General features: G+C 72.6%; 22 protein-coding genes, 1 tRNA gene and 1 pseudogene. 17 read left to right on the forward strand and 7 right to left on the reverse strand.

The annotated features are described in order from the left end of the window. The 6 genes and pseudogenes from AB0M39_RS35895 to AB0M39_RS35920 form a co-directional block, all read left to right on the forward strand. Positions 1-316 (forward strand): annotated as a pseudogene (locus AB0M39_RS35895) (hypothetical protein); the annotation flags it as partial. A 12-nt stretch (positions 317-328) separates the two neighbouring features. Then, the gene (locus AB0M39_RS35900; protein ID WP_365371509.1) at positions 329-1,264 is read left to right on the forward strand and encodes a methyltransferase domain-containing protein; all 936 of its coding nucleotides are present in this window, start codon (positions 329-331) and stop codon (positions 1,262-1,264) included. After that, positions 1,261-3,822, forward strand: a complete 2,562-nt coding sequence (locus AB0M39_RS35905; protein WP_365371512.1) for an MMPL family transporter — start codon at positions 1,261-1,263, stop codon at positions 3,820-3,822. The genes AB0M39_RS35900 and AB0M39_RS35905 overlap by 4 nt, the downstream gene beginning before the upstream one ends. 6 nt (positions 3,823-3,828) lie before the next feature. Continuing rightward, on the forward strand, positions 3,829-4,572 hold the full coding sequence (locus AB0M39_RS35910) for a CPBP family intramembrane glutamic endopeptidase (RefSeq protein ID WP_365371515.1): 744 nt from the start codon (positions 3,829-3,831) through the stop codon (positions 4,570-4,572). Between the two features lie 23 nt (positions 4,573-4,595). Next, positions 4,596-5,762, forward strand: a complete 1,167-nt coding sequence (metK, locus tag AB0M39_RS35915) for a methionine adenosyltransferase (protein WP_365371518.1) — start codon at positions 4,596-4,598, stop codon at positions 5,760-5,762. Between the two features lies 1 nt (position 5,763). Beyond that, positions 5,764-6,708 carry a carbohydrate kinase family protein gene (locus AB0M39_RS35920; RefSeq protein WP_365371521.1) on the forward strand — a complete coding sequence of 315 codons (945 nt, stop codon included), beginning with the start codon at positions 5,764-5,766 and terminating at the stop codon, positions 6,706-6,708. On the opposite strand, the gene AB0M39_RS35925 is transcribed toward AB0M39_RS35920, so the two are convergent. Then, a tRNA-Leu gene (locus AB0M39_RS35925) sits at positions 6,687-6,774 on the reverse strand. The genes AB0M39_RS35920 and AB0M39_RS35925 overlap by 22 nt on opposite strands. Positions 6,775-6,961: 187 nt before the next feature. On the opposite strand from AB0M39_RS35925, the gene AB0M39_RS35930 reads away from it, so the two are divergent. The 3 genes from AB0M39_RS35930 to AB0M39_RS35940 all read left to right on the forward strand — a co-directional run bounded on the left by AB0M39_RS35930 (position 6,962) and on the right by AB0M39_RS35940 (position 9,721). Beyond that, positions 6,962-8,290, forward strand: coding sequence for a M20/M25/M40 family metallo-hydrolase (locus AB0M39_RS35930; RefSeq protein ID WP_365371524.1), 1,329 nt, complete (start codon positions 6,962-6,964; stop codon positions 8,288-8,290). Between the two features lie 178 nt (positions 8,291-8,468). Then, positions 8,469-8,702 carry a chaplin gene (locus AB0M39_RS35935; RefSeq protein ID WP_365371527.1) on the forward strand — a complete coding sequence of 78 codons (234 nt, stop codon included), beginning with the start codon at positions 8,469-8,471 and terminating at the stop codon, positions 8,700-8,702. Positions 8,703-8,845: 143 nt separating this feature from the next. Then, entirely contained in the window at positions 8,846-9,721 is an 876-nt protein-coding gene (locus tag AB0M39_RS35940) for a chaplin (RefSeq protein ID WP_365371530.1), read from the forward strand. A 122-nt stretch (positions 9,722-9,843) separates the two neighbouring features. Here AB0M39_RS35940 and AB0M39_RS35945 read toward each other — a convergent pair whose 3' ends face one another. Continuing rightward, positions 9,844-10,032, reverse strand: coding sequence for a DUF5703 family protein (locus AB0M39_RS35945; RefSeq protein ID WP_005319466.1), 189 nt, complete (start codon positions 10,030-10,032; stop codon positions 9,844-9,846). Between the two features lie 47 nt (positions 10,033-10,079). Between AB0M39_RS35945 and AB0M39_RS35950 the strand changes: the two genes are divergently transcribed. Then, complete coding sequence (locus AB0M39_RS35950) at positions 10,080-10,742, forward strand: hypothetical protein (RefSeq protein ID WP_365371533.1); 663 nt, start codon at positions 10,080-10,082, stop codon at positions 10,740-10,742. Positions 10,743-10,891: 149 nt separating this feature from the next. Here the strand turns inward: AB0M39_RS35950 and AB0M39_RS35955 are convergent, their stop codons facing one another. Then, the gene (locus AB0M39_RS35955) at positions 10,892-13,270 is read right to left on the reverse strand and encodes a helix-hairpin-helix domain-containing protein (protein ID WP_365371536.1); all 2,379 of its coding nucleotides are present in this window, start codon (positions 13,268-13,270) and stop codon (positions 10,892-10,894) included. Continuing rightward, positions 13,267-14,250, reverse strand: a complete 984-nt coding sequence (locus AB0M39_RS35960; RefSeq protein ID WP_365371539.1) for an aldo/keto reductase — start codon at positions 14,248-14,250, stop codon at positions 13,267-13,269. The genes AB0M39_RS35955 and AB0M39_RS35960 overlap by 4 nt, the downstream gene beginning before the upstream one ends. Before the next feature lie 131 nt (positions 14,251-14,381). Between AB0M39_RS35960 and AB0M39_RS35965 the strand changes: the two genes are divergently transcribed. Both AB0M39_RS35965 and AB0M39_RS35970 read left to right on the forward strand, forming a co-directional pair. Next, positions 14,382-15,431, forward strand: a complete 1,050-nt coding sequence (locus AB0M39_RS35965) for an LLM class F420-dependent oxidoreductase (RefSeq protein ID WP_365371541.1) — start codon at positions 14,382-14,384, stop codon at positions 15,429-15,431. Between the two features lie 244 nt (positions 15,432-15,675). Then, the gene (locus AB0M39_RS35970; RefSeq protein WP_365371568.1) at positions 15,676-16,461 is read left to right on the forward strand and encodes a ferritin-like domain-containing protein; all 786 of its coding nucleotides are present in this window, start codon (positions 15,676-15,678) and stop codon (positions 16,459-16,461) included. Positions 16,462-16,522: 61 nt separating this feature from the next. Here AB0M39_RS35970 and AB0M39_RS35975 read toward each other — a convergent pair whose 3' ends face one another. Beyond that, positions 16,523-17,503, reverse strand: coding sequence for a magnesium and cobalt transport protein CorA (locus AB0M39_RS35975; RefSeq protein ID WP_365371544.1), 981 nt, complete (start codon positions 17,501-17,503; stop codon positions 16,523-16,525). 67 nt (positions 17,504-17,570) lie between these two features. On the opposite strand from AB0M39_RS35975, the gene AB0M39_RS35980 reads away from it, so the two are divergent. The 4 genes from AB0M39_RS35980 to mshC all read left to right on the forward strand — a co-directional run bounded on the left by AB0M39_RS35980 (position 17,571) and on the right by mshC (position 21,363). Then, complete coding sequence (locus tag AB0M39_RS35980) at positions 17,571-18,272, forward strand: histidine phosphatase family protein (RefSeq protein ID WP_365371547.1); 702 nt, start codon at positions 17,571-17,573, stop codon at positions 18,270-18,272. A 215-nt stretch (positions 18,273-18,487) separates the two neighbouring features. Further along, positions 18,488-19,078, forward strand: coding sequence for a DUF3090 domain-containing protein (locus AB0M39_RS35985; protein ID WP_365371550.1), 591 nt, complete (start codon positions 18,488-18,490; stop codon positions 19,076-19,078). Then, a complete protein-coding gene (locus tag AB0M39_RS35990) occupies positions 19,042-19,860 on the forward strand; it encodes an SCO1664 family protein (protein ID WP_365371553.1) in 819 nt (272 codons plus the stop codon). Before AB0M39_RS35985 ends, AB0M39_RS35990 begins: the two co-directional genes overlap by 37 nt. A 273-nt stretch (positions 19,861-20,133) precedes the next feature. After that, positions 20,134-21,363, forward strand: coding sequence for a cysteine--1-D-myo-inosityl 2-amino-2-deoxy-alpha-D-glucopyranoside ligase (gene mshC / locus AB0M39_RS35995; RefSeq protein WP_365371556.1), 1,230 nt, complete (start codon positions 20,134-20,136; stop codon positions 21,361-21,363). A gap of 476 nt (positions 21,364-21,839) precedes the next feature. Here mshC and AB0M39_RS36000 read toward each other — a convergent pair whose 3' ends face one another. Next, on the reverse strand, positions 21,840-22,430 hold the full coding sequence (locus AB0M39_RS36000) for a hypothetical protein (protein WP_365371559.1): 591 nt from the start codon (positions 22,428-22,430) through the stop codon (positions 21,840-21,842). A 24-nt stretch (positions 22,431-22,454) separates the two neighbouring features. Next, a complete protein-coding gene (locus AB0M39_RS36005; protein ID WP_365371562.1) occupies positions 22,455-24,302 on the reverse strand; it encodes a S8 family peptidase in 1,848 nt (615 codons plus the stop codon). A gap of 279 nt (positions 24,303-24,581) precedes the next feature. Here AB0M39_RS36005 and AB0M39_RS36010 point away from each other — a divergent pair, with 279 nt between their 5' ends. Beyond that, on the forward strand, positions 24,582-25,553 hold the full coding sequence (locus AB0M39_RS36010; protein WP_365371565.1) for a superoxide dismutase: 972 nt from the start codon (positions 24,582-24,584) through the stop codon (positions 25,551-25,553). The last annotated feature ends 156 nt before the right edge of the window (positions 25,554-25,709 follow it).

The following is a 25,709-nucleotide window of genomic DNA, read 5'->3' on the forward strand; positions in this document are numbered from 1 at the left end:
GCCCGCCCCGGACCGCGCGGCGGCGCGCGCGGCGAGCGGCCGCGAGACGTCGGACGCGCGCCCGCGCCGGGAGGCGACCCGTGCCCCGACCAGCTGGGGAGCCGCGCGCTCCAGCGCCGCCACAGCAGCCGGCCGCCGCCTCGCCCTGCCGACCGCCGCCCTGCACACCGCCGTCCTGCTCGCCGCCGCCGCTGCCGGCTGCGCGGCGGCCGCCCTCTGGCTGCCCGAGGCCCGCGCCGCCGTGAGCGTCCTCGCCTGCACGGCCGCACTGCTGACCCTCGCCCGTACGGCGACCCCTGCCCGTTCGTCTTCCTGAAGGAGCCCGCACATGTCACGCGTACGACTGGCCGCACGAGCGCTGCGGCTCGCGCTCAACAAGGCGCATGCCGACCCCACAGCGGACTACGACGCCGCCAGCGGGGACTACGACGCCTTCTTCAGCCCCGTGATGGGCAGGCACTCCATCGCGGCGCTCGACGCGGTCCCCGTCGCCCCCGGCGACACGGTCGTCGAACTGGCCTGCGGCACAGGCCATCTGACCGAGGAGATCGTGCGCAGGCTGAACGGCCGCGGCGCGGTGCACGCCGTCGACAAGTCGCCCGGGATGCTCCGCGTCGCCAAGGAGAAGGTGCTGCCCCATGCGTCCGCCGCGCTGCACATCGAGCTGTCCGAGGGCGACATGGACGCGTTCGTACAGGCACAGCCCTCCGCCAGCGCCGACCTCGTCGTCGTCGGCTGGGCCATCTGCTACACCAAGCCGACCCGCCTGCTCGCCGAGATCGAGCGCGTCCTGCGTCCCGGCGGCCGCGTGGTCGTCATCGAGACCCGCGCGGACGCCCACCGCGCCCTCACCGAAAGCCTCGAGCGGATCTTCGCCGACGACCCGTCCCTGCTGACCGGGCTGATCCGGGTCACGCTCCCCAAGGACGCGGCGACGGTGGCGCGCTGGTTCGTCAAGGCGGGCCTCGCCGTCGACGTGCAGCGCGAGGGCGCGCAGACCATCCCCGCCCACACGCCCGAGGACGCCGTCGAATGGGTCCAGCGCTCCGGCGCCGCGGCCGGCTTCAAGACCGCGGTGGACAGCGCCCGCGAGCAACTGGTGCTGGACCGCATCGCCGCCGGGCTCGGCGAGATCCTCGCCCAGCAGGGCGTCCTCGACATCCAGCACACCTTCGTGGTCGTCGCCGGCACGAAGCCCGTCAACAGCACGGCCAGCACGGCCGTCCGCCGCCGGTCCGGGGACGAGGAGGCCTCGGTCGTATGACGAACCCGACCAAGGAGGGCCTCCCGCTCGCCCCGGTCCCGGGGACGGGCGACGCGGGACCGCCCGGCCCCGCCCAGGGCGCCGTCCAGCGGGCCCTGCACAGATTCGCCGAGCGCCTCGCCTCCCGCCCCAAGACGGTGATCGCGGCGTGGGCGGTCGTGATCGCGCTCTGCACGCCCTTCGCCCTCCAGTTGACCGACGTCCTCACCGACCAGGGCGCGTCCAAGGTCGTGCCCGGCACCAGCAGCGCCCGCGCCGAGGACCTCACCGCCCGCGCCTTCCCGCACCGCTCGCAGCGCGAGGTCGTCCTCGTCGTCGAGGGCGAGCGCCTCGACACCCCGCAGGCCCGGCGGTTCCTCGCCGAGCTGGACGGCGCTCTCGCCTCGATGCGGCGCAAGGGCGAGGTGGAGCGCTCCTCCTCGGCCTTCACCCTCTACCGGGACGCGACCGAGCAGTTCCTCGCCGACGTCCGCACCCGGGCGCAGGGCCAACAGGGCGTGGGAAAGGAGACGTTCGTCGACCGGGAGAGGGCGGCCGGCCGGATACTCGCCCCGCTCGCCGGCCCCGCCGAGGAGGCCGTCGCCGCGACGGACGCCGCGCAGCTCTCCCGTATCGCCGGAGCGTTCGCGGCCGCCGCCGACTGGCGCGACTTCCCGCTGGACGTGCCCGAGGAGGCCGTGGGGCGGCTGCTCGCCGAGGACGGCACGGCCGCCCTCGCCTCCGTCAGCTACACCTCGAAGACGGGCGACGACCCGGACGTGGAGGGCCTGCGCGAGAGAGCCGACGCCCTCCGCGAGACGACCGGCCTCACCGCGGACGTCCACGTCACCGGCGAGCTCGCGCTCATCCACGACACCTACGAGAAGGCCGAGTCGGACAACGCCCTGATGGAGTCGGTGGCGTACGTCGTCATCTTCGTCGTCCTGCTGCTGTTCTTCCGGGCCGTCGTCCCCGCCGTGCTCACCCTCGTCGTCATCGGGCTCGCGATGAACGTCAGCCAGGCGGCCCTGTACCTGCTCGGCAAAGAGGTGACGCTCACTCAGTTCACCGTCACCATCATGACGTTCGTGATGCTGGGCGCGGGCGTCGACTACAGCATGCTGCTCTCCTCCCGCTACCGGCAGGAACGCCTGGCCGGCCGGCCCCCGCGCGAGGCCGCCGTCCACGCAACCGTCCACGCGGGCGAGTCGATGCTGCTGGCCGCCGTCGCCGTCGCGCTCGCCTTCGGCGCGACGCTGCTCTCCCCGGTCGACTGGATCCCGCCCCTCGGCTACGGCGGGCTCATCGGCATCCCCATCGTGCTGGCAGCCGCCCTCACCCTCACCCCCTGCCTGCTGGTCCTGCTCGGCGACCGCTTCTTCGCGCTGGGCCGCTTGCCGCTGTCCGATCTGGAGCACTCCGGCGCCGTGGGCCGGCATCTGCGGCGCACCGCCGAGTTCGCGCGCCGCCGCAAGACCGCGATCGTCCTGGTGTTCCTGGCGGCGACCGTGCCGTTCGCCCTGATCGCGGCCGACAGCCGCTCGACCGCCGACCCGGTCGCGCTGAGCCCGGCCACCGACTCCCGGGCCGGCTTCGAGGCCGTCGCCGACCGCTGGGGCGACGCCGCCGTGCTCCCCACCGTCGTCGTCGGCGCCGCCGCCCCGGGGACGGTCGACCAGGGCGCCCTCACCGCGCGGGGACAGCAGGAGGTGTCCCGGCTCACCGAACAGCTCGCCGCCGTCGACGGCGTCGCCTCCGTCGACTCCGCCACCCACCCCTTCGGCAGCCGCTGGACCGACGCCGAGGTCGCCGCCATGCCCCAGGGCCTGCGCGAGGACTACGTCTCCCGCGACGGCGCCCTGCGCTTCGTCGTGGCGCTCGAGGACGACCCGTACTCGCCCCAGGCCGCGGCCGCGGTGCAGCGCCTGGAGAAGGCAGCCGCGGCGGCGCGCGGCACGGTCGGCGAGCTCGACGTCGGCGGCGCGACCCAGGTCGACCGCCAGTACGGCGCCGCCCTGCGCAGCAGCTTCTGGCAGATGGTGGTCCTCGTCAGCATCGGCGTCTTCGTGATGCTGGTGGTCGCGCTGCGCTCGCTGCTCGTGCCGATCCGCCTGATCGCCACGATCATGCTGAGCAACGTCTGGGCGATCGGCCTCACCGTGCTGATCTTCCATCACTGGCGCGGCGAGGCGATCATCGACGATCTGCCCATCTTCCTCACCGTGCTGATGATGGGCCTCGGCATGGACTACGAGATCTTCCTGGTCACCCGCGTACGCGACCTGGCGCGCAGCGGTCTGTCCCAGGAGGAGGCCACGCTCCAGGCCGTCGTGGACACCGGCCGGGTGATCAACGCCGCCGGTCTGGTCATGGCCGGCAGCCTCGGCACGATGGCCCTGTCGTCCACCCTGATGCTCCAGGAGTACGGCGCCGGGCTCGGCCTCGCCGTGCTGCTCGACGCCACCTTGATCCGCATGCTCTTCGTGCCCGCGACCCTGCTGCTCTTCCGCAAGTACAACTGGTGGATGCCCAGCTTCGGCCGGTCCCGCGGCCGCGCGCGGCAGCCGAAGCCGGTGTGACGCGCCATGGCCGCGCCTCGACACCGCGCACCGGCCCGCCCCGGCCTGCTGACCGGACCCGCCGGACCGCTCGCCCGGCTCCGCCGCCGGCACGCCGCCGCCCCGCTCGCCACCGCCGCCGCGCTCTTCGGGGTGCTCGCGGCGGTGCGGGTGGCCGGGGCGTTCGCCTTCCCGCTGATGGTCCTCTCGGTCGCGCTGAGCGCCGGAGTGCTGCTCGCGCTGAGCCGCGAGGAGTGGCCGGCGGCCGGGCTGCGCGGGTTCGCCCCGCTCCCGGCCGCCGCCGGCGCCGCGCTCGTGGCGGTGGTCTACGCCCAGACGTACCTCGCCACCCAGGCCGCCTTCGGCGACGGCGACGACAACTGGACCGTATGGGTCCCCCGGCTCTTCGAGGACCTCGTGCCGGGAGCCCCGCTCGTGGGCCTCGCGGCGATGCTGCTCTGCCTGGGCGTCCTGGTCCCCCTCGTCGAAGAGGTCTGCTACCGCGGCGTCCTGTACCGCGCCGTGGAGGAACGGCGCGGCGCCTACCCCGCGATCGTCGTCACCGCGCTCGCCTGGTCGCTCGTGCACCTGGGCGACTACGGCCTCAACCCGCTCAACCTCAAGGTGATCTGCGGAGTGCTGCCCTCCGTCTTCCTGATGGGCCTCGCCCTCGGCGTCTGCCGGGCGATCACCGGCTCCGCCCTCGCCTGCGCCGTCGCCCAGGGCGTCTGCAACCTCCTGCTCCTCGCCGCCGTCACCGGCCCGTTCTGACCGCTCACCACGATGGGACTGCCATGTCACGCCGACTGTTCACCTCGGAGTCCGTCACCGAAGGCCACCCCGACAAGATCGCCGACCAGATCAGCGACACCGTCCTCGACGCCCTCCTCGCCGACGACCCGCACGCCCGGGTCGCCGTGGAGACCCTGATCACCACCGGCCAGGTGCACATCGCCGGCGAGGTCTCCACCACCGCGTACGCCGACGTGGCGACGCTGGTCCGCGAGAAGATCCTCGCGATCGGCTACGACTCCTCCGCCAAGGGCTTCGACGGCGCGTCCTGCGGGGTGTCCGTCTCCATCGGCGTGCAGTCCCCGGACATCGCCCAGGGCGTCGAAGGCGGGGGAGCGGGCGACCAGGGCCTGATGTTCGGGTACGCCTGCGACGAGACCCCGGAGCTGATGCCGCTGCCGATCCACCTCGCCCACCGCTTCTCCCACCGCCTGGCCGAGGTCCGCCGCGACGGCGCCGTCCCCTATCTGCGCCCCGACGGCAAGACCCAGGTCACCGTCGAGTACCTGGGCCGCCGCCCGGTCCGCCTGGACACCGTCGTCGTCTCCTCCCAGCACGCGCCCGGCATCGACCTGGAGGCCCTGCTGACCCCCGACGTCCGCGCCCTCGTCGTCGAGCACGTCCTGGGCGAACTGGCCGACGAGGGAACCAAGCTGGACACCGAGGGCTACCGCCTGCTCGTCAACCCGACCGGCCGGTTCGAGACCGGCGGCCCGATGGGCGACGCGGGAGTCACCGGCCGCAAGATCATCGTCGACACGTACGGCGGGACGGCCCGCCACGGCGGCGGCGCGTTCTCCGGCAAGGACCCCTCCAAGGTGGACCGTTCGGCGGCCTACGCGATGCGCTGGGTCGCCAAGAACGTCGTCGCCGCCGGCCTCGCCCGCCGCTGCGAGGTCCAGATCGCGTACGCCATAGGCGTCGCCGAGCCCGTCGGCCTGTTCGTCGAGACCTTCGAGACGGCGGTCGTCGCCCAGTCCGTCATCGAGAACGCCGTCGCCGAGGTCTTCGACCTCCGCCCCGCCGCGATCATCCGCGACCTCGACCTGCGCCGCCCGATCTACGCCCAGACGGCGGCGTACGGCCACTTCGGCCGCGAGCTCCCCGACTTCGCCTGGGAGCGCACCGACCGCGTGGACGCCCTGCGCGCCGCCGCCGGGACGGCCTGACATGCGGATCGCCGTCACCGGCTCCATCGCCGTGGACCATCTGATGACCTTCCCCGGCCGCTTCGCCGACCAGCTGATCGCCGACCGCCTCAGCCACCTCTCGCTCTCCTTCCTCGCCGACGACCTGCGGATCCACGAGGGGGGCGTGGCCGCCAACATCGCCTATGGACTGGCCGTTCTCGGCCACCGGCCCGCCCTGGTGGGGGCCGCGGGCGCGGACTTCGCCGACTACGGCGCCCGGCTGCGAGCCGCCGGAGTCGACACCGCGTCCGTCCTGATCAGCCGCACCCGGCACACCGCGCGCTTCGTGTGCACCACGGACGCCGACCAGAACCAGATCGCCACGTTCTACGCCGGAGCGATGGCCGAGGCCCGGCAGATCGACCTCGCCCAGACGGCGCTGCGCACCGGAGGCCTCGACCTCGTCCTGATCGGCGCCGACGACCCCGAGGCGATGCTCCGGCACACCGACGTCTGCCGCGCCCTGGCCGTCCCCTTCGCCGCCGACCCCTCCCAGCAGCTCGCCCGCCTGGACCGCGCCCAGACCCGCCGCCTGGTCGACGGCGCACGCCTGCTGTTCGCCAACGCCTACGAATCGGCCCTGCTGCTCGAGCGCACGGGCTGGAGCGAGCAGGAGGTGCTGGCCAGGACCGGGACCTGGATCACGACGCTCGGCGCCGACGGCGTCCGTCTGACGAGCGCGGACGCCCCCGCGCTGCATGTGCCCGCGGCCCCCGCGCCCGACGTCGTCGACCCGACCGGCGCGGGCGACGCCTTCCGGGCGGGCTTCCTCGCGGGCGTCGCGCGCCGCTGGCCGCACGAGCGGGCGGCCCGCCTCGGCTGCGCGCTGGCCACGGCCGTCCTGGGGACGCACGGCGCCCAGGGATACACAAAGATCCCCACGGAACTCCGTGGGGATCTCGCTGGTGTCCGAGGGGGGACTTGAACCCCCACGCCCGATAAAGGGCACTAGCACCTCAAGCTAGCGCGTCTGCCATTCCGCCACCCGGACCAGGTGTCTGTCTCGCGGCGCTGGGCCGTTCCGACGTGGAAAACCATAGCAAACATTCGGCTGTGCTCGATCACGGCCCACTCCGGTGCGAGTGCCCCCGCGACGGCGCACTGTCGCCCTTGGGCAGCGGCGCGGGTCGCGGGAGGATGGGAGGGAACCACCAGCAGCGACAGCGGGAGGAATCAGCGTGAGCGAGTCGAGCACGACCAAGGCAGGCGTCTCGGGTGAGGACGAGGTCGTCGACCTCTGCCGCGAGCTGATCCGGATCGACACCAGCAACTACGGCGACCACTCCGGCCCGGGAGAGCGGGCGGCGGCGGAGTACGTCGCCGAGAAGCTCGCCGAGGTCGGGCTCGAGCCGCAGATCTTCGAGTCCCACAAGGGCCGCGCCTCCACCGTCGCGCGGATCCAGGGCGAGGACCCCTCCCGGCCGGCGCTGCTCATCCACGGCCACACCGACGTCGTGCCCGCCAACGCCGAGGACTGGACGCACCACCCCTTCTCCGGCGAGATCGCCGACGGCTGCGTCTGGGGGCGCGGCGCCGTCGACATGAAGGACATGGACGCGATGACGCTGGCGGTCGTACGGGACCGGCTGCGCAGCGGCCGCAGGCCCCCGCGGGACGTCGTCCTCGCCTTCCTCGCCGACGAGGAGGCCGGCGGCACGTACGGCGCGCGGCATCTGGTCGACAAGCACCCCGACCTCTTCGAGGGGGTCACCGAGGCGATCGGCGAGGTCGGCGGCTTCTCCTTCACCGTCAACGAGAACCTGCGCCTGTACCTCGTCGAGACGGCCCAGAAGGGCATGCACTGGATGCGGCTCACCGTCGAGGGCACCGCCGGGCACGGGTCGATGACCAACAAGGACAACGCGATCACCGAGCTCTGCGAGGCCGTGGGGCGGCTGGGCCGGCACACCTGGCCGGTCAGGGTCACCAAGACCGTGCGGTCCTTCCTGGACGAGCTGTCCGACGCCCTCGGCACCCCGCTGGACCCCGAGGACATGGACGCGACGCTCGCCAAGCTCGGCGGCATCGCCAAGATGGTCGGCGCGACCCTGCGCAACTCCGCCGCCCCCACCATGCTCGGCGCCGGCTACAAGGTGAACGTCATCCCCGGCCAGGCGACCGCCCATGTCGACGGGCGCTTCCTGCCCGGCTACGAGGAGGAGTTCCTGGCCGACCTCGACCGGCTGCTCGGCCCGCGCGTCAAGCGGGAGGACGTGCACGCCGACAAGGCGCTGGAGACCAGCTTCGACGGCAGCCTGGTGGACGCCATCCAGAGCGCGCTGCGGGCCGAGGACCCGATCGCGCGCGCCGTTCCGTACATGCTCTCCGGCGGCACCGACGCGAAGTCCTTCGACGACCTCGGCATCCGGTGCTTCGGATTCGCGCCGCTTCAGCTGCCGCCGGAGCTGGATTTCGCGGGCATGTTCCACGGCGTGGACGAGCGGGTGCCGGTGGACGGTCTGAAGTTCGGTGTGCGCGTGCTCGACCGATTCCTGGATCAGTGCTGATTGTGGGACACGTCGTTATCGGCGAAGAACTGATGAGACGAAACTCCAATAATCGCCAGCACGTACGCATCTGACTGAGAAGAGTGAAAGGGGCCGTACGCACGTAGCCCTGTTACCTCCTCCTCGTTACAGGTGGTGCGGTCCGCGGCTGGGATCGCATTGCCAACAAGGAGGAATAATGATCAAGAAGGTCGTCGCTGTCGCGGCTGCCACTGGCGGTCTGGTTCTCGCCGGAGCGGGCATGGCCATGGCTGACGCGGGTGCTCAGGGTGCTGCCGTGGGTTCCCCCGGCGTGCTCTCGGGCAACGTCATCCAGGCGCCCATCCACATTCCCGTGAACGTCTGCGGCAACACGGTCTCCGTGATCGGGCTGCTGAACCCCACCTTCGGCAACACCTGCATCAACGCGTGATCTTGTGAACTCGGCCCATCAGGGCCGGGAGTGAACCGGGCGGCTCCGGAGTGCGCGCCATGCACTCCGGAGCCGTCGGGCTTTCGCCCCCCGGGGCAGAGGTCCCGGGGACCGTACGGAAGTCAGAAGGCAGGGAACAACCTATGCGACAGGTCACCCGCAAGGGCCTGATCTCCATGGCGGCGGCCGCGGGCGGCGTAATCGCCCTCGGCGGCGGCTATGCGCACGCGGACGCCACGGCGAATGGGGGTGCGTCGAATTCGCCGGGCGTGCTGTCCGGGAATTCGGTGCAAGCCCCGGTGCACGTCCCGGTGAACGCGTGCGGGAACACCGTCAACGTCGTGGGAGCACTCAATCCCGCGGCGGGCAACAAGTGCGTCAACACATCCGCGTCCCACTCCGGGTCCGGCCACGGCGGCGGATCCCACGCCGCGAGCGGCACGAGCAACTCTCCGGGCGTCGCCTCGGGCAACAACGTCCAGGCCCCGGTGCACGTCCCGGTGAACGCCTGCGGGAACACCGTCACCATCGGCGGCCTCGGCAACCCGGCCATGGGCAACTCGTGCGCCAACGACTCGGGCTCGCACGGCAACCCGGGGAATCCGGGGAATCCGGGCAACCCCGGGAACCCGGGCAACCCCGGCAATCCTGGCAACCCCGGAAACCCTGGGAACCCCGGCAACCCGGGTGAGCCTGGGAACCCGGGCAACCCGGGTGAGCCTGGGAACCCGGGCAACCCCGGTGAGCCCGGCAACCCCGGAAACCCGGGTGAGCCCGGAAACCCCGGCAATCCCGGTGAGCCGGGTCAGCCCGGGACGCCTGGGACCCCCGGATCGCCCGAGGAGCCTGGAACCCCGGACGAGCCGAACGGCCCCGACGCCCAGAACGTCGCCCAGCCCGGGGACGACGACGAGCTGGCGCAGACCGGCGCGGGCATGCTCGGCATGATGATCCCGGCCGGAGCGGGCCTGCTGCTCGGCGGCGGAATCCTCTACCGCCGCGCCCGCGCGTCCGCGTAGCCATAGGGCACGTTTCGGACAAATCTCAAGGAAGTGCGCAAAACCGAGCGGGCCCCGGCGTCGCGGGGCCCGCTCGGTCGTACTCGGCGGGCGCTCGGTCGCACCCGCTCGCACTCAGTGGATCACCAGGTGGCGCGTACCTGACGGATGATGCGCCGGCGCAGCCGCACCCTGCGGCTGCCGTCCCGGTGCAGGCTCAGTCGGTCCAACTCCCAGTGTCCGTACTCGGCATGGTCGGTCAGCAGACGGGTCGCTTCCTTGCGGGAGACCCCGCGCGGCACGTACACGTCGACAAATTCGTATTCCGGCATCGCATCTATTGTGCGGGCAGAGGCCAGGTACGGATAGCGTCTGCACTATGTCTGATGCTGCGCAGCCCACCGCTGCCGAGGTACGCGCCGCCGCCGAGGCGGTCAAAGCCGCTTTGGACCGTCACCTCGAGGCGGTCGAGAACCGCACGGGCGAGGACGACCCGGCCGTCTACGACGCGTTCAACGCCCTCGCCGCGGCGGCGGAGGCGTACGACGAGCGTCTCTACGACCGCTACGACGAGGTGACCCCCTTCGAGATCCCGGGCGCGGACGACTCCCTGCCCCCGTACGCAGGTCCGGAGCAGCCGAACGCGCTCAGTGTGCTGATCCGCCGGGACTACGCCGTGGTGGAGCCGCAGCGACTGCTCGCACAGGCACAGCGCATCGCCGACCTGGACCCCGACGAGGAGGACGGCCCGGACAGCACGTCGATCGTCGGCACCAGTGTGCACGCGGCGCTGGGCGTGCTCTTCGGCGAGTTCGAGCCGGACGAAATCGCCTCCCGGCACAAGGAGTTCGGGCTGGAGGAGGGCGACTCGACGCTCTGGGTGTCGGCGTCCGACGACCTGCCGGAGCCGGGCGAGTGGCTCAGCACGCCCTTCGACCAGGCGGACCCGCAGCGGGTCGTCTGCCGGTTCGACGTCAGCTCCGTCTTCGACGAGGACGAGCTGGGGGAGGACCTGGACGAACTGGACGAGGCGGGGACGTGAGGGCGTCCACGTCCGCCCCCGCCCCCTCCTCGTAGAGCGGGCTTCGTCACAGGGCTCGGTCATGGGCCCCGCCCCCGGACTCCGGTCCTCGAACGCCGGGCGGTTCCTCGAAGGCCGGGCGGCCGAAGCCGCCCGGCCCTGCTCGGCTCTCAGTCGCTGGGCGGGGTGGTCAGAAGGGACTCCAGGAGCGGGCGCAGGCGGGTGGTGCGCTGCTGCGCCGGGATGCCGGCCACCGCCTGCGGCAGGGCCTGGTCGGCGCCGTGCACGACGGACAGATGACGCTCGCCCCTGCTGAACGCGGTGTACACCCACGGCCGGCTCAGGCCCTGCGTCGCGTCGCCCGGCAGCACCACGACCGCGGCGGGCCACCGTGCGCCCGCCGCCTGGTGCGCGGTCAGCGCCCAGCCGTGCCGCACCGCGGACTCCACCCGCTCCTTCGGCACGACCACCCGCACGCCCTCGCACTCCAGATGCAGGCCCTCCGCGTCCGCCGAGACGACCGCGCCGGGCAGCGTACGGCCGGCAGCCGGGGTGTACGCGACCCGATCGCCGGGGTCGAAGCCGCCGAACCGGCCGGGACCGGGGTTCAGCCGCTGCTTGAGCGCGGAGTTGAGCACGCGGGCGCCCGCCTGGCCGCCATGGCCCACGGTGATCACCTGGGTCTGGTCGGCGGGGATCCCGATGGCGCGCGGCACCGAGTCGGCGACCAGCTGGACCGTACGGTGCACGGCCTCGCCGGCGTCGCGCACCGGGACGATGACGACTTCCCTGCCCGGCGCCGCCACCTGGTTCAGCTCGCCGATGCCGATGCCGGACACGAGCTCGCCGATCGGGCCGGGGTCCGGCGTACGCGAGGCGATCTGCGGGCACACTCGGGCGGCCAGCACATCCGCGAACACGCGGCCCGCTCCCGCCGAGCCGAGCACGCCCGGATCGCCGCTCAGCACCAGACGGCTGCCGTCCGGCATCGACTCGACCAGCATCGCCGCGGTCTCCACGTCCACCTGCGGCGCGTCCAGCACGACCAGGAGGTCGAGGGCGAACGCCCCGTCCTCGTCCCGGCCCGGCCCCTGCGCGCCGGAGAGCAGCCCGGCGACGGTGACGGCGTCGGACCCGAGGCGCCGACGGCCGTTCTCGCTGTGGACCGCGACGACGGCGCGCAGTCCGCGCTCGCGTACGGCATCGACGAGGGCCGCAGGCTCGGCGCGCGCGGCCTCGCCGCCGGTGTGGGCGACGAGCCCGTGCGCGCCGACGGCGCGCAGCAGCTCGGGACCGTCCCAGCTCTCCGCCGAAGCGGTCTTCACCAGCCTGGCCAGGCCGTCGGCGAGGCTCTCCTCGGCGAGGGCGTACCGGTCCAGGCCCAGCAGCACCGGCACCGGCGCGGAAGGCTCTTCGCGGTCCTCGGCCGCCCCGCTCTCCTCGCCTTCCTCGGCGTCGGCGCCGTCGGCCTCCTCCGGGCCGTCCTGGAACACGAGCACCACGGCGTCGGCGATGGCCTGCTGGAGCGCCTCGTCCGGGTCCGGCACGGAACGCTCGGCCAGCGCGGCGCGCACGGCCGAGGACTCCAGGGCGGTGTGCCCCTGGAGCGCGGCGCGCTCCAACTGCCAGGCGACCAGGGCTGCGGACCTGCGCTCGTCGCCCGGCCCGCACTCGGCGCCGAGCAGCGCGCGGGCGAAGCCGTCCGCCTGCTCCGGCCGGACGCCGGGCACGGACAGCAGCCGCCACGGGTCCTCGCGCAGCGCGTCCGCCGCGTGCTCGCCCAGCGCGTCCGCGACCTGTGCCGCCAGCGTCTCGGGGGCGCCGCCCTCGGCGAGCACGCCCCGTACGGCGGCGACGATCTCCGGCGCACGCGTCTCAGACGCCTGCGCCGGCGCCTGCGGCCGGGTGCGCGGAGCCTCCGCGACCGGCGCGGGCCTTCGGGGCGCGGGGGAGTCGAAGAACGCCGCGCCGGACTTCTCGCCGCTCTCGACGGCGCGCACGGCGGCCAGCAGATCGGCGGCGGTGCCGCTCAACTTGGTCCCGCTCTGGATGGGACCCTCTTTCTGGGCCTTCCGCTGCGCGATTCTCTCCTGGAGCTCGCGCTGGGCGGCCAGCTCGGCCTCGGTCTCCGACGGCGCGCCGCCGTCGCCGCCTTCGGAGCCCTCACCCGCCTCCACGGCCTCGACGGCGTCGGTTCCGACGGCACCTGGCTCGGCACCCGCCTCCACGGCCTCGATGACGACCTGCGCGTCGTCGCGCGGCCCGTCGTCGTCCGACCCAGCCTCGGCTCCCTCGGCGCCCGGCTCGGCACCCGACTCCGCCGCCTTGACGGCGTCCTGCCCGTCGCCGTCGACCGGCGCTTCACCGCCGTCCGGCCCAGCCTCGGCGTCGGCTCCCACGGCGCCCGGTTCGGCGCCTGCCTCCGCCTCCTCGGCGGTGGCGCTCCGCGCGGTCGGGTCGGGTGCGGCCGGTGTCTTCGAGGTGTGCGACGCGGACGCGTCGTCCTCGGCCGGGGCGTCTGGGGCCGTTCCCCGGGAAGGCACAGTCACAGGGTGCTCCAGTCCTGGTCGGGATAGCGGTGCACAGGCGCCGACACATCGTCGAGCGCCTGGCAGATCTCGTCAGGAAGACTAAGCGTCTCCACTGACAATGCGGCCGTGAGCTGCTGCGCGTTGCGCGCGCCGACGATGGGGGCCACCACGCCCGGCCGGTCGCGCACCCATGCCAGCGCCACCTCCAGCGGCGTCGTCGCCAGACCGTCGGCGGCGGTCCGCACCGCGTCGACGATGCGGCTCGCCGCCTCGTCGAGGTACGGCTCCACGAAGGGGGCCATCTGCTCGGAGGCGCCCCGCGAGTCCACCGGAGTCGCCTTCTGGTACTTCCCGGTGAGCACGCCACGGCCGAGCGGCGACGACGGCAGCAGCCCGACGCCCAAGTCGATCGCCGCCGGCAGCACCTCCCGCTCCACCCCGCGCTGCAGCAGGGAGTACTCCATCTGCGTGCTGGCCAGCCGCGTCCGTATCCCGGGCGAGGCCAGCTGCCAGGTCGCCGCCTTCGCCAGCTGCCAGCCGCAGAAGTTCGACACGCCCGCATAGCGCGCCCGACCGCTGCCGACGGCGATGTCCAGCGCCTGGAGCGTCTCGTCCAGCGGGGTCTCGAGGTCGAAGGCGTGGACCTGCCACAGGTCGACGTAGTCCGTGCCGAGCCGTTCCAGCGAGGCGTCCAGCGCGGCGAGCAGATGGCCGCGCGAGCCGTCGAAGCGCCGGTCCGGGTCGGGCACGCTGCCCGCCTTCGTGGCGATGACCAGATCGCGCCGCGGCACGAGTCGCTCGACGAGCTGCCCGAGGAGATACTCCGCATCCCCGCCGCCGTACACATCGGCCGTGTCGACGAGCGTCCCGCCCGCCTCCCAGAACGCCTTCAGCTGATCGGCGGCATCGTGCTCATCGGTGTCCCGGCCCCATGTCAGGGTGCCGAGCCCGATCCGGGACACGCGCAGGCCAGTACGGCCGAGATGCCTCTGCTCCATGGGCGCTGAGATTACTGGCCATGGGCCCACCCTGAGAGAGCCTGTGGACAACCCGACCCCTGACGGATCGCACGCATGCGCGCTAGAGTCCCCGGCACAGGGACGTTACTGATCAGTAAGAGGGAGCGGTTATGCGGCTCGGCATCAACCTCGGCTACTGGGGCGCGGGGATGGACGGCGACAATCTCGCCGTCGCCAAGGAGGCCGACAAGCTCGGCTACGACGTCTGCTGGGCCGCAGAGGCGTACGGCTCCGACGCCCCCACCGTGCTGACCTGGGTCGCCGCCCAGACCGAGCGGATCGACGTCGGCTCCGCGATCATGCAGATCCCGGCCCGTCAGCCCGCCATGACCGCGATGACGGCCGCCACCCTCGACTCCCTCTCCGGCGGCCGCTTCCGGCTCGGCCTCGGCGTCTCGGGCCCGCAGGTCTCCGAGGGCTGGTACGGCGTCACGTTCGACAAGCCGCTCTCCCGCACCCGGGAGTACGTCGAGATCGTCCGCAGGGCGATGACCCGCGAGCGCCTCTCCTTCGAGGGCGAGCACTGGACCCTCCCGCTCCCCGGCGGCCCCGGCAAGCCGATCAAGCTCACCATCCACCCGGAGCGCGAGCACATCCCGCTCTACATCGCGGCGATCGGCCCCAAGAACCTGGAGCAGACCGGCGAGATCGCCGACGGCGCGCTGCTGATCTTCCCCTCCGCCGAGCACCTCGAGGACACCGCCCTGCGCCACATCCGCGCGGGCCGCGAGAAGGCCGGCAAGACGATGGAGGGCTTCGACGTCTGTCCGACGCTGCCGCTGGCGATCGGCGACGACGTGACCGCGCTCGCCGACACCTTCCGTCCGTACACCGCGCTGTACGTCGGCGGCATGGGCAGCGCCAAGGCGAACTTCTACAACCAGCTCGCCCAGCGCATGGGATACGAGAAGGAAGCCGCCGAGATCCAGGAGAAGTACCTCTCCGGCGACAAGCAGGGCGCGGCCGCGGCCGTCCCGCACCAGCTGATCGACCAGACCGCGCTGCTCGGCACCGTGGAGCGGATCGCCGACCGGATGCAGGCGTACGCCACGGCCGGCGTCACCACTCTGACCCTCGCCCCGGCCGGCTTCACGCTCGACGAGCGCCTCGCCGCCCTGCGGGCGGGCACGGAGGCGATGGAGCGAGCCGGTCTGGCGTAACAGGGAAGTCTGCGGCCGTGGTGGGGGCTCGGGGGTCCACCCCGCCACGGCCGTCACGCAGAACAACGCGTGAGGACCCGTCCCGGTTACGCCTCCACGCCCGCCGCGTGTCGCCTCGCTTGTCCTCCGTTCGGCGGAGTTGTCCTACCTAGCTGTTGCTTTGCCTCCGAAACGGCATTTGACTCGTTCTTTGCGGATGTCTTCGTGGATGTCGTCCACGGATGTCTTCATGGAGGTGGCAGTGATGCTCTCGGCCCGCAGCATTTTCCAGGAGATCGTCGACAGCGACGAGGCCTTCCAGCTCTTCTGCTCCATCGCGGCCAGCGGCGAGGCCCAGGGCGGCTGGGAGAACGGCCGTATCGCCGCCCTCGTGCCCGACGGCATGCGCGACCTCGCACCGAAGATCACCCGCCACGGCGCCGACGAGGACAAGCACGGCCGGCTCTTCAACGCCCTGCTGAGGAAGCGTGAGCTGGATCCCGTCCCCGTACCGCCGGAGACCGACTACACCGCCCTGCTGGAGAAGCGGGGCATCGGCCTCGCCCACGACAAGCTCCGCCGCGACGAGCCCCTCACCGAGGAGGACGTCGTCGTCTACCTCTCGCACAGCAGGGTCACCGAGCAGCGGGCCGCCGACCAGATGGACATGCTGGTCAAGTACTTCGGCGACCATCCCGAGCTGGGCAGGGCGATCAAGATGATCTGCCAGGACGAGGACAACCATCTGGCGTACTGCCACGAGGAGTTGCTGCGCCTGGCCGCCCAGGGACACGGCCGCACGATCCACCGAGTGCTGCGCCAGAGCGCCCTCGCCGAGATCAAGGTCTACCGCGACGTCAGCCTCGCCGTGATGGGGCACATGGGCCGCCTGCTGCGCTGGCCCAAGGCCAAGTCCGCCGCGCTGAGCACGGGAATCCACGCCATGTACGCCTACGAGCGGATCGGCGGCTGGCACCGGATGGTCAGCCTGACGATGCCGGAGCGCCGAGGCGCGCTGGACGGGCCCGCCACGGCGGCGCCCGCGTTCTGAGAGCGGGCGGGCCGCGGATCCGACAGCCGCCGCCGACGGCCGTGGCCGCCGTAGTGAGCCGCTATAGCCAGCTGCGGCGCTTGAACGTCCGGTACAGCCCATAGACCGCGCCGACCATCAGCAGCAGCACCGCCGGATAGCCCCACCACTGCCGCAGCTCCGGCATGTGCTCGAAGTTCATGCCGTAGATCCCCGCGACCATCGTCGGGACCGCCGCCATGGCCGCCCACGCCGAGATCTTGCGCACATCGTCGTTCTGCCGCACGCCCACCTGCGCCAGATGGGCCGACAGGACGTCCGACAGCAGCCGGTCCAACCCCTCCACCTGCTCGTTCGCACGCATCAGATGATCGTTGACGTCCCGGAAGAACGGCTGCGCGTGCTCATGGACGAACGGCACGCCCGCGCTCGCGAGCCGGGCCATCGGGGCGGCCAGCGGCCCGGCGGCCCGGCGGAACTCCAGCACCTGCCGTTTGAAGGTGTAGATCCGCGCCGCGCTGTTGCGCGCGTCGCCCACGGGCGCGAAGACCTCGGTCTCCAGCTCCTGGAGGTCCACCTGGAGCTCGGCGGCCACCTCGATGTAGTGGTCGACCACCGCGTCGCTGACCGCGTACAGCACCGCCGTGGGGCCGTGCTTGAGAACCTCAGGCTCCGCCTCCAGCCGCACCCGCACCGCGTGCAGCGGCGAGCCCACCCCGTGCCGGACCGTCACCACGAACGAGTCGCCGATGAAGACCATCAGCTCGCCGGTCGTGACCGAGTCGCTCTCCGGCTCGTACACGACCGGCTTGAGGACGGCGAACAGCGAGTCGTCGTACACCTCCAGCTTGGGGCGCTGGTGCGCCTTGAGCGCGTCCTCCACCGCCAGCGGGTGCAGACCGAACTCCGCCGAGACATGGTCGAACTCCTTCTCCGTCGGCTCGTACAGGCCGATCCAGAGAAAAGCGTCACCCTCGGCGCGCGCCTCGGCCAGGGCGTCGGAGAAGTCGGCAGGGCCCTGGCTCCGGCGCCCGTGGCGGTAGATGGCGCAGTCCACGATCACGCGCGTATTCTTCCGCGCTCACGGCCCCGCCGCACCCCCGGGCGCACATCCGCCTAGGCTGATCGGCATGGCCACGCTGATCCTCGTACGTCACGGACGGTCCACCGCCAACACCGCGGGGGTGCTCGCCGGCTGGACGCCGGGCGTCCACCTCGACGAACGCGGCGCCGCGCAGGCGGCCGCGCTGCCGCAGCGGCTGGCGGGCGTGCCGCTCGCCGCCGCCGTCACCAGCCCGCTCGAACGGTGCCTGCAGACGCTGCGACCGCTGCTGGACGCCCGGCCGGGCCTCGCGCTGCACACCGAGGAGCGGATCGGCGAGTGCCACTACGGCGACTGGTCGGGCCGCAAGCTCGCCGAGCTCGCCGACGAGCCGCTGATGGAGGTCGTGCAGCACCATCCGTCCGCGGCGGCCTTCCCGGGCGGCGAGTCGATGCGGGCCATGCAGGCGCGGGCCGTGGAGGCCGTACGCGACTGGAACGCGCGGATCGAGTCGGAGCACGGCGAGGACGCCACCTATGTGATGTGCTCGCACGGCGACATCATCAAGTCCGTGGTGGCGGACGCGCTGGGCATGCATCTCGACGTCTTCCAGAGGATCCATGTGGAGCCCTGTTCCGTCACCGCGATCCGCTATACCCGAACCCGTCCCTTCCTGCTGCGCCTCGGCGACACCGGCGACTTCGGCTCGCTCGTGCCGCGCGGCAACGCGGGCGAGGGAGGGGCCGACAGCGGGGACGCGGTCGTGGGAGGCGGCGCGGGCGCACCGTGATCGCTTCCCGCAGTAGGGTGGACGGGCCGAAAACCCGTATGTCCGCTCGATAACCGTCTTCAGCAGTCCGCCAGCGTTTCCGCCGGCAGCCAGCCGGCAGTTCTCAGCAGGATCCGTTCTCGGCAGCTGTCAGCACTCGCGCTACAGCTCCACCGTCCGCAAACCGTCTTCAGCAGTCGACGTCGACGATCTCAAGATCTCAAGGGAGACAGCACGTGTCCCGTCAGGTGTTCCTCTACGATCCGCCGGACCGCTTTGTGGCCGGCACGGTCGGGCTGCCTGGACGCCGTACGTTCTTCCTGCAGGCTTCAGCCGCAGGGCGCGTCACCAGTGTCGCCCTGGAGAAGACCCAGGTGGCCGCACTCGCCGAGCGGATCGACGAGCTGCTCGACGAAGTCGTACGCCGCACCGGGGGCAACGCTCCCGTCCCCGCCATGGCGCCCGCCGACGTCTCCGACACCGCGCCGCTGGACGCGCCGGTCGAGGAGGAGTTCCGGGTCGGCACGATGGCGCTGGCCTGGGACGGCGAGGAACAGCGCATGATCGTCGAGGCGCAGGCGCTCGTGGAACTGGACGCCGACTCCGAGGAGGACCTCGCGGAGGCCGAGGAGCGGCTGCTGCAGGACGAGGAGAACGGTCCGCCGATGCTCCGGGTGCGGCTCACCGGAGCGCAGGCCAGGGCCTTCGCCAAGCGCGCGCTGGACGTCGTCAACGCCGGCCGGCCGCCGTGCCCGCTGTGCAGCCTGCCGCTCGATCCGGAGGGACATGTATGCCCGCGCCAGAACGGATACCGCCGAGGAGCGTGACGGATCTGGATCTGCTCGCCAAGGGCGAGCTGACGGTGCGCGGCCAGGTCCGCGAGGCGTCGAACGCGGTGCTGTTCTGCTCGGTCGCGTACGAGGGCGAGGAGGCCTCGTGCGTGTACAAGCCGGTCGCCGGGGAGCGCCCGCTGTGGGACTTCCCCGACGGGACCCTCGCGCAGCGCGAGGTGGCGGCCTACGAGCTCTCCGAGGCGACGGGGTGGGGCCTGGTGCCGCCCACGGTCCTGCGGGACGGGCCGTACGGCGAGGGCATGGTCCAGCTCTGGATCGAGGCGGACCCCTCGGCGTCGCTGCTCGGGCTGGTCGAGGACGAGGAGCCGGGGGACGGCTGGAAGGCGGTCGGCTTCGCGGAGGTGGGCGAGGGGCGCACGGCGCTGCTGGTCCACGCGGACGACCCGCGGCTGCGGCGCCTCGCGGTGCTGGACGCGGTGATCAACAACGGTGACCGCAAGGGCGGGCATCTGCTGCCGACGGCGGACGGCCGGCTGTACGCGATCGACCACGGGGTCACCTTCAACGTGGACGACAAGCTGCGGACGCTGCTGTGGGGGTGGGCGGGCGAGCCGCTGCCCGCCTCGACGAAAGAGACGCTGACGGAGGTGGGCCGGGCGCTGGCGAGCGGCGAGCCGCTGGCCACCCGTCTGGCGCAACTGCTCACCGCGGCGGAGCTGGACGCGCTCCGGGCGCGGGTGACCGGGCTGTTGGGGGCGGGTCGGCATCCGGCGCCGTCGGGGGAGTGGCCGGCGATCCCCTGGCCGCCGGTCTGACGCTCCCGGCCCCGGGGCCGGGACCCGACTGGAGCAGTCCTTGCCCGGCAACCGTCCGGGCAAGGAGGCCCGCCCCGGCGTGTCGGCCGATGCGCCCGGCGGGGGCGTGGCTGGAAATGATCGGCCGAGGCTCCGTCGGGCCGGGGCGGGCGCGGGCTGGGGCCCGGGATCTGGGGGACGGCTCGTCGAGCGGCCCTTTGGCAAGAGTGCCTAACCCGCCAAGAGCCGTACTCCGGTTCGTATACGGAAGCTGCGTCCGGTTAGGCTCGTGTCATGCATGCCTGGCCCGCTTCCGAGGTCCCCGCTCTGCCTGGTGAGGGCCGCGACCTCCAGATCCACGACACGTCGACCGGCGGTCTGGTGACCCTCGACCCCGGTCCCGTCGCCCGTATCTACGTCTGCGGCATCACTCCGTACGACGCGACCCACATGGGTCACGCGGCGACCTACAACGCGTTCGACCTCGTTCAGCGCGTGTGGCTCGACAACAAGCGGCAGGTTCACTACGTCCAGAACGTGACCGACGTGGACGACCCCCTGCTCGAGCGGGCCGTCCGCGACGGACACGACTGGGCCGAGCTCGCCGAGCGGGAGACCTCGCTGTTCCGCGAGGACATGACCGCTCTGCGGATGCTTCCGCCGCAGCACTACATAGGCGCCGTCGAGGCGATACCCGGCATCGTTCCGCTCGTCGAGCGGCTGCGCGACGCCGGGGCCGCGTACGAGCTCGACGGGGACGTCTACTTCTCCGTCGAGTCCGACCCGCACTTCGGCGACGTGTCGCACTACGACGCCGAGCTGATGCGCGCGCTCTCCGCCGAGCGCGGCGGCGACCCCGACCGGCCCGGGAAGAAGAACCCCCTCGACCCGATGCTCTGGATGGCCGCCCGCGAGGGCGAGCCGAGCTGGGACGGCGGCTCCCTCGGGCGCGGCCGGCCCGGCTGGCACATCGAGTGCGTCGCCATCGCCCTGGACCACCTGGGCATGAGCTTCGACGTGCAGGGCGGCGGGTCCGACCTCGTCTTCCCGCACCACGAGATGGGCGCCTCGCACGCCCAGGCCCTCACCGGCGAGCACCCCTTCGCCAAGGCGTACGTCCACGCCGGGATGGTCGCGCTCGACGGCGAGAAGATGTCCAAGTCCAAGGGCAACCTCGTCTTCGTGTCGAAGCTGCGCCGCGACGGCGTCGACCCGGCGGCCATACGGCTCGCCCTGCTGTCGCACCACTACCGCGCCGACTGGGAGTGGACCGACCGGGTCCTCCAGGACGCCGTCGAGCGCCTCGCGCGCTGGCGCGCGGCCGTCTCCCGCCCCGACGGGCCGTCCGCCGACGCCCTCGTCGAGGAGATCCGCGAGGCCCTCGCGAACGACCTGGACGCTCCCGCGGCGCTCGCCGCCGTGGACCGCTGGGCCGCCCGCCAGACCGCCGCGGGCGGCGCCGACGAGGGCGCGCCGGGCCTGGTCTCCCGCGCCGTCGACGCGCTGCTGGGCGTCGCCCTGTAGGGCGTACGCCGCTCAGCACCTCCCCGGCCGGTCCGGGACTCGCTCATGAGTCCGGGACCGGCCGGACGCGCGTCCATGGTTGTGTACGTGCCAACGCGCTTTCCACGCATGCCGTGCGATCACCCACACGGTGGAGACCAGCCGTCGCCGCCGCACTGCTCGGCCTGCCCGCCGTTCTCCCGTAGCCCCTTTGACGGGCGCTCAGACCGACGCCGCAGGCCCGACCGACGCGACCGTCGGCGAGGTCGCCGCCTTCGCCCACGACGGGCGACCACGGCGACTCGGCCGCGGCGCGCTTCCGTTGCGCATGACAGCGACGCCTCGACCCTCGGCGGCACGGCAGTATCGCCGCGCACAGCGGCGGGCGCCGAGCGGGTCGTCTCCGCTCGGCGCCCTCTGTGTGCCGGGGTCTTCGCGTTCTCGTCTCCGCTGCCGCCGGCCGCTACCTGGTCATAGCCGCTACCTGTTCACGGCCGCTACCTGTTCACGACCACCGCGATGACGACGCCCGCGTTGTTCGTGTCGTAGAAGCCGATGACCTGCTGGCCGAAGGCGAACGCCTCCTGGACCGCGTCGTGCGTGATCTGGTTCGGGTTGACCAGCTGCCGCCAGGCGTTGTCGATCCACAGGTACAGGATCGACGGCTGGCCGGGCAGCGGGGTGACGACGTCCCAGAAGTGCTCGGCCACGCCGCTGGTGATCGCCTGGCTGTCGATCGCGCTCGGCAGGATCAGGGGCTGGCCCTGGCCCTGGCTCTGCTGCTGCGGGATCTGCTGGCCGATCTGCTGGCCCTGCTGAGGGGCGTACTGCTGCTGCGACTGGCCCAGCTGCTGGAGCAGCTGCTGGTAGGGCTGCTGCTGGCCGAGCTGGTGCATCTGCTGCTGGAGGCCCTGCGGCGCGGGCGGCGAGGTGCTCGCGCCCTGCTGCTGCGCGTACTGCTGGCCGTACTGCTGACTCGCCATGCCCGGGCTGATCATGCCCGAGTTCGTCATGCCCGAGTTCGTCATGCCCGAGTTCGTGATGCCCGGGTTCATCATGCGCGGGTTCGTCTGAGGGGTGGTGCTCATGCCGTGTTCACCTTCCCTTGTGAGTCATCCGGCGACGACCAGGCCCACGACCTCGTCGTCCGAGTACCAGACGCGAACGTCCGGCCGTCCCCCCGCGAAGGCGGCGTGCACCGCCTGGCGGACGTCGGGGGCGGGGTGGTTGAGGGTGCGCCACGCCCCGGCCACGAACAGGCGCAGCCGCGGCGGAAGTTCACGGGGGTAGGGCAGCAGCTCGTCCCAGTACCGCTCGGCCTGGCCCGAGCCCACCGAGGACGGCACCAGATGGGCGACCGCCGCCCTGATGTCGGGCCGGCTGCCGATCCGCTGCGAGGCCGGCCGGCCCGGGGCGTCCTGCTGCGGGGAGCCGGTCCTGCGCAGCACGTCGCGGGCCCGCTCGGGAGTCATCGGCGCGAGCCGTGACGCCCGCAGGATGCCCTGGAGGGACGCCAGCGCGCCGACCACCACCGGCGACGCGGACGAGGTCCCCGAGAACGTGTCCGTGTACCAGGCGATCTCCTCGGCCCCGCCCTGGAGGTCGCCGGCCCGGTCCCAGAAGCCGCCGGTCGTGGTGACCTCGCGGCCCCAGCCCTGGGCGTCCAGTCGCGCGCCGTAGTTGGAGAACGCCAGCCGCGAGCGGTCAGGACCGTGGTCGCGGCCGTGCGTCCCGGGCGGGGGAGCGCCCGCGCCGACGAGAACCGCCCCGGAGGACTGGTTCGACGGGTTGAAGGGGTTGCGCCAGCCGTGGGGGAACGCGTCCGGCCTGCGCTCGTACACCGCGTCGTCCAGGCTCTCCGCGCCGTTGCCCGCGGCCGCCACCACCAGGACGCCCTTGGCCGTCGCGCAGCGGATCGCCGCGAAGTCGTCCGGCCACCACTCCAGGGCGATGTAGCCGCGCTGGTCGTCGCGCTCCTCGTAGTCGAACCGCGGCCCCGGGCGGTGGAGTTCGACGAGCAGGATGTCGCCCGGGGAGAGCCGCTCGGCGGCCCAGTGGATCGCCGCCGCGGACCCGATGCCCTGGCACGACGCCGCCGCGGTCACCGCCTCCGGCACGATCCCCGTGACGCCCTTCTCGTCGCGGTCGCCCCCGACGACGCCGAGGACCGCCGTGCCGTGGTTGCGCCAGGCCAGGTCCTGGACCGGGGTGCCCACGACGACGCCGGCCAGCTTGTCGGCCAGATCCTCGTGGCCCAGCTGCCAGGCGCCCTCGACGTCGACGACCGTGACGCCGTGCCCCTGGCCGCCGGGGCGCTGCCACGCCCAGTGGGCGTCGACGCCCTCCGGCGCGGCGGCCAGATAGCCCTGCCGGCCGGTGAAGTCCGGCGTCGCCGGGGCGCCCTCCTTCAGACGCCTGGCCTCGTCGGGCAGGGCGCCCAGCGGCGAGGTCTGCGCGGGCACGGCGCCGGGCTTGACGTACGCCGTCTCCACCTCGGGCAGGGCCGCCAGCCGGGCGGTCAGCTCCTGGGCCCGGTCGTCGCCGCCCCGGACCCGGTAGAAGAGCGAGAGGTCCGGCAGCGCGCCAGGGGCCGCCGCGCCTATAGCGCCGGCCGCGCTATCGGCGCCCGCCGCGCCGGGGGCCGCCGTGCCGCCATAGGCGCCCGCCGTGCCGTCGGCGCCGTCGGCCGGCCGGGGCGTCGCGGACCGCGTGCGCTCCTCGCTGCCGAAGACCGGCTCCAGTACGAGTTGCTCGTCGCTGAGGAACATGTTCAGCGCGGAGAGGTCCGCCCCGGAGGCCGACCGTACGCCCTCGGCGCCGGCGCGCAGCCGGGCCTCGGCCCGTGCGACGACGATCAGCTCCGCCTCGGCGCCTTGGTAGGTGAATCCAGCCCCGTCGGGTCCAGGGCCCGCTGTTCCAGGGCCCTGCCCGACGGACCCGGAGTGTGCCTGATCGGTCATCGCTGCGACCGCTCCCTTCGAGTGCCGTGCTCCATCCCCTGATCCGTGCCGTGCCCGTCTGATCCATGCCGTGGTCGTCGTGCGGTGGTCACCCTGCTACCGCTTCAGCCGCCCGTCCAGCCCGCTTACCTGAAATACGTTTGAAATCAAGTAGAACGGGAAGACCGCGCAATTCGGCTTGAAGACGATGTCACGCCTGAATTAGGCCAAACGCTGCGGAGGCGCCTGCTCTGTGCTGAGGTGGAAGCGACGCAGCACCGTCGTCGGAAGGACGCTCCCATGACTCGTTCCTTCGCACGTCGAGGAGTCCTCCAGGCCGCAGCCGCCATCGGAGGCTCCGCCCTCGTCGCCCCGCTGGGCGGGGTGGCCCGTGCGGCCGGAACCGCCCAGCAGTCCTGGCCGACGCGTTTTCCGTTGCCGGACGGCTTTCAGCCCGAGGGCATCGCCATTGGATCGACCCCCTACGCCTACTTCGGATCGATCGCGAACGGCGACGTCTACCGAGTGAGCCTGGCCACCGGCCGTGGAAGCGTCGTCAGCCAGGGTCTGGGGCCCGACCACCCGGTGATCGGACTGAAAATCGACCGGAGGCAGCGACTGCTGTTCCTCTGCGGCGGCACCAGCCGTGAGATCCGCGTCGCCGACGTCCGCACCGGGAAGCTGCTGAAGACGTACACCGTCGGCTCGGGCAAGACGATGGTCAACGACGTCGTCCTCACCCCGCGGGCCGCCTGGTTCACGGACTCCTTCAAGCCCCAGCTCTACCGGCTGCCGCTGGACGCGAGCGGCCAGCCCGGCGACGAGGTGGAGACCGTCCCGCTGAGCGGCGACTGGGAGCAGGGCGAGAGCTTCACCGCCAACGGCATCTCCCGCACACCGGACGGCAAGGCCCTGATCCTCGTCAACGCCTTCGTCGACGGCGGCTCCCTGATGTGGGTCGACCCCCGCAACGGAGTGGCGCGGCGCGTGCGCATCGGCGAGACGAAACTCCCCAACGGCGACGGGCTGTTGCTGCTCGGCACCATCCTCTACGTCGTGCAGCAGATGCAGAACGCCGTCGACGTGCTGAGGCTCGACCACGCGGGCAGGAGCGGCGAGTCGATCGCGCGCATCACCGACCCCCGCTTCCAGATCCCCACGACGGCTGCGGCCTGGGGCGACCGGATCTATCTGCCCAACGCCCGGTTCGACGTGGAGCCGAAGCCGGACACGCCGTACGACGCGGTGGCGGTGGACCAGGTCAAGGGCTGACGCGGCGACAGCGCGGCCGCGCTGTCGCGGGAAAAGGCCGACACGGAAACGGCGGGGGCGGCGGCGGGTCCTGCGCCGCCCCCGCCCGTCACGCGGGGGGGGGCCGTGGCCCGCGGCAGCTGCGCGAGCCCTACGGGCGGTGCGTGGCGGGCGGGT

Origin of the sequence: Streptomyces sp. NPDC051907 (assembly GCF_040681075.1) — a bacterium.
Classification (GTDB): Bacteria; Actinomycetota; Actinomycetes; order Streptomycetales; family Streptomycetaceae; genus Streptomyces.

Coding starts and splice junctions, on each gene's coding strand:
- AB0M39_RS35900 (WP_365371509.1), top strand. CDS start 329: ATGTCACGCGTACGACTGGCCGCACGAGCGCTGCGGCTCGCGCTCAAC.
- AB0M39_RS35905 (WP_365371512.1), top strand. CDS start 1,261: ATGACGAACCCGACCAAGGAGGGCCTCCCGCTCGCCCCGGTCCCGGGG.
- AB0M39_RS35910 (WP_365371515.1), top strand. CDS start 3,829: ATGGCCGCGCCTCGACACCGCGCACCGGCCCGCCCCGGCCTGCTGACC.
- metK (WP_365371518.1), top strand. CDS start 4,596: ATGTCACGCCGACTGTTCACCTCGGAGTCCGTCACCGAAGGCCACCCC.
- AB0M39_RS35920 (WP_365371521.1), top strand. CDS start 5,764: ATGCGGATCGCCGTCACCGGCTCCATCGCCGTGGACCATCTGATGACC.
- AB0M39_RS35935 (WP_365371527.1), top strand. CDS start 8,469: ATGATCAAGAAGGTCGTCGCTGTCGCGGCTGCCACTGGCGGTCTGGTT.
- AB0M39_RS35940 (WP_365371530.1), top strand. CDS start 8,846: ATGCGACAGGTCACCCGCAAGGGCCTGATCTCCATGGCGGCGGCCGCG.
- AB0M39_RS35945 (WP_005319466.1), bottom strand. CDS start 10,032: ATGCCGGAATACGAATTTGTCGACGTGTACGTGCCGCGCGGGGTCTCC.
- AB0M39_RS35950 (WP_365371533.1), top strand. CDS start 10,080: ATGTCTGATGCTGCGCAGCCCACCGCTGCCGAGGTACGCGCCGCCGCC.
- AB0M39_RS35960 (WP_365371539.1), bottom strand. CDS start 14,250: ATGGAGCAGAGGCATCTCGGCCGTACTGGCCTGCGCGTGTCCCGGATC.
- AB0M39_RS35965 (WP_365371541.1), top strand. CDS start 14,382: ATGCGGCTCGGCATCAACCTCGGCTACTGGGGCGCGGGGATGGACGGC.
- AB0M39_RS35970 (WP_365371568.1), top strand. CDS start 15,676: ATGCTCTCGGCCCGCAGCATTTTCCAGGAGATCGTCGACAGCGACGAG.
- AB0M39_RS35980 (WP_365371547.1), top strand. CDS start 17,571: ATGGCCACGCTGATCCTCGTACGTCACGGACGGTCCACCGCCAACACC.
- AB0M39_RS35990 (WP_365371553.1), top strand. CDS start 19,042: ATGCCCGCGCCAGAACGGATACCGCCGAGGAGCGTGACGGATCTGGAT.
- mshC (WP_365371556.1), top strand. CDS start 20,134: ATGCATGCCTGGCCCGCTTCCGAGGTCCCCGCTCTGCCTGGTGAGGGC.
- AB0M39_RS36000 (WP_365371559.1), bottom strand. CDS start 22,430: ATGAGCACCACCCCTCAGACGAACCCGCGCATGATGAACCCGGGCATC.
- AB0M39_RS36005 (WP_365371562.1), bottom strand. CDS start 24,302: ATGACCGATCAGGCACACTCCGGGTCCGTCGGGCAGGGCCCTGGAACA.
- AB0M39_RS36010 (WP_365371565.1), top strand. CDS start 24,582: ATGACTCGTTCCTTCGCACGTCGAGGAGTCCTCCAGGCCGCAGCCGCC.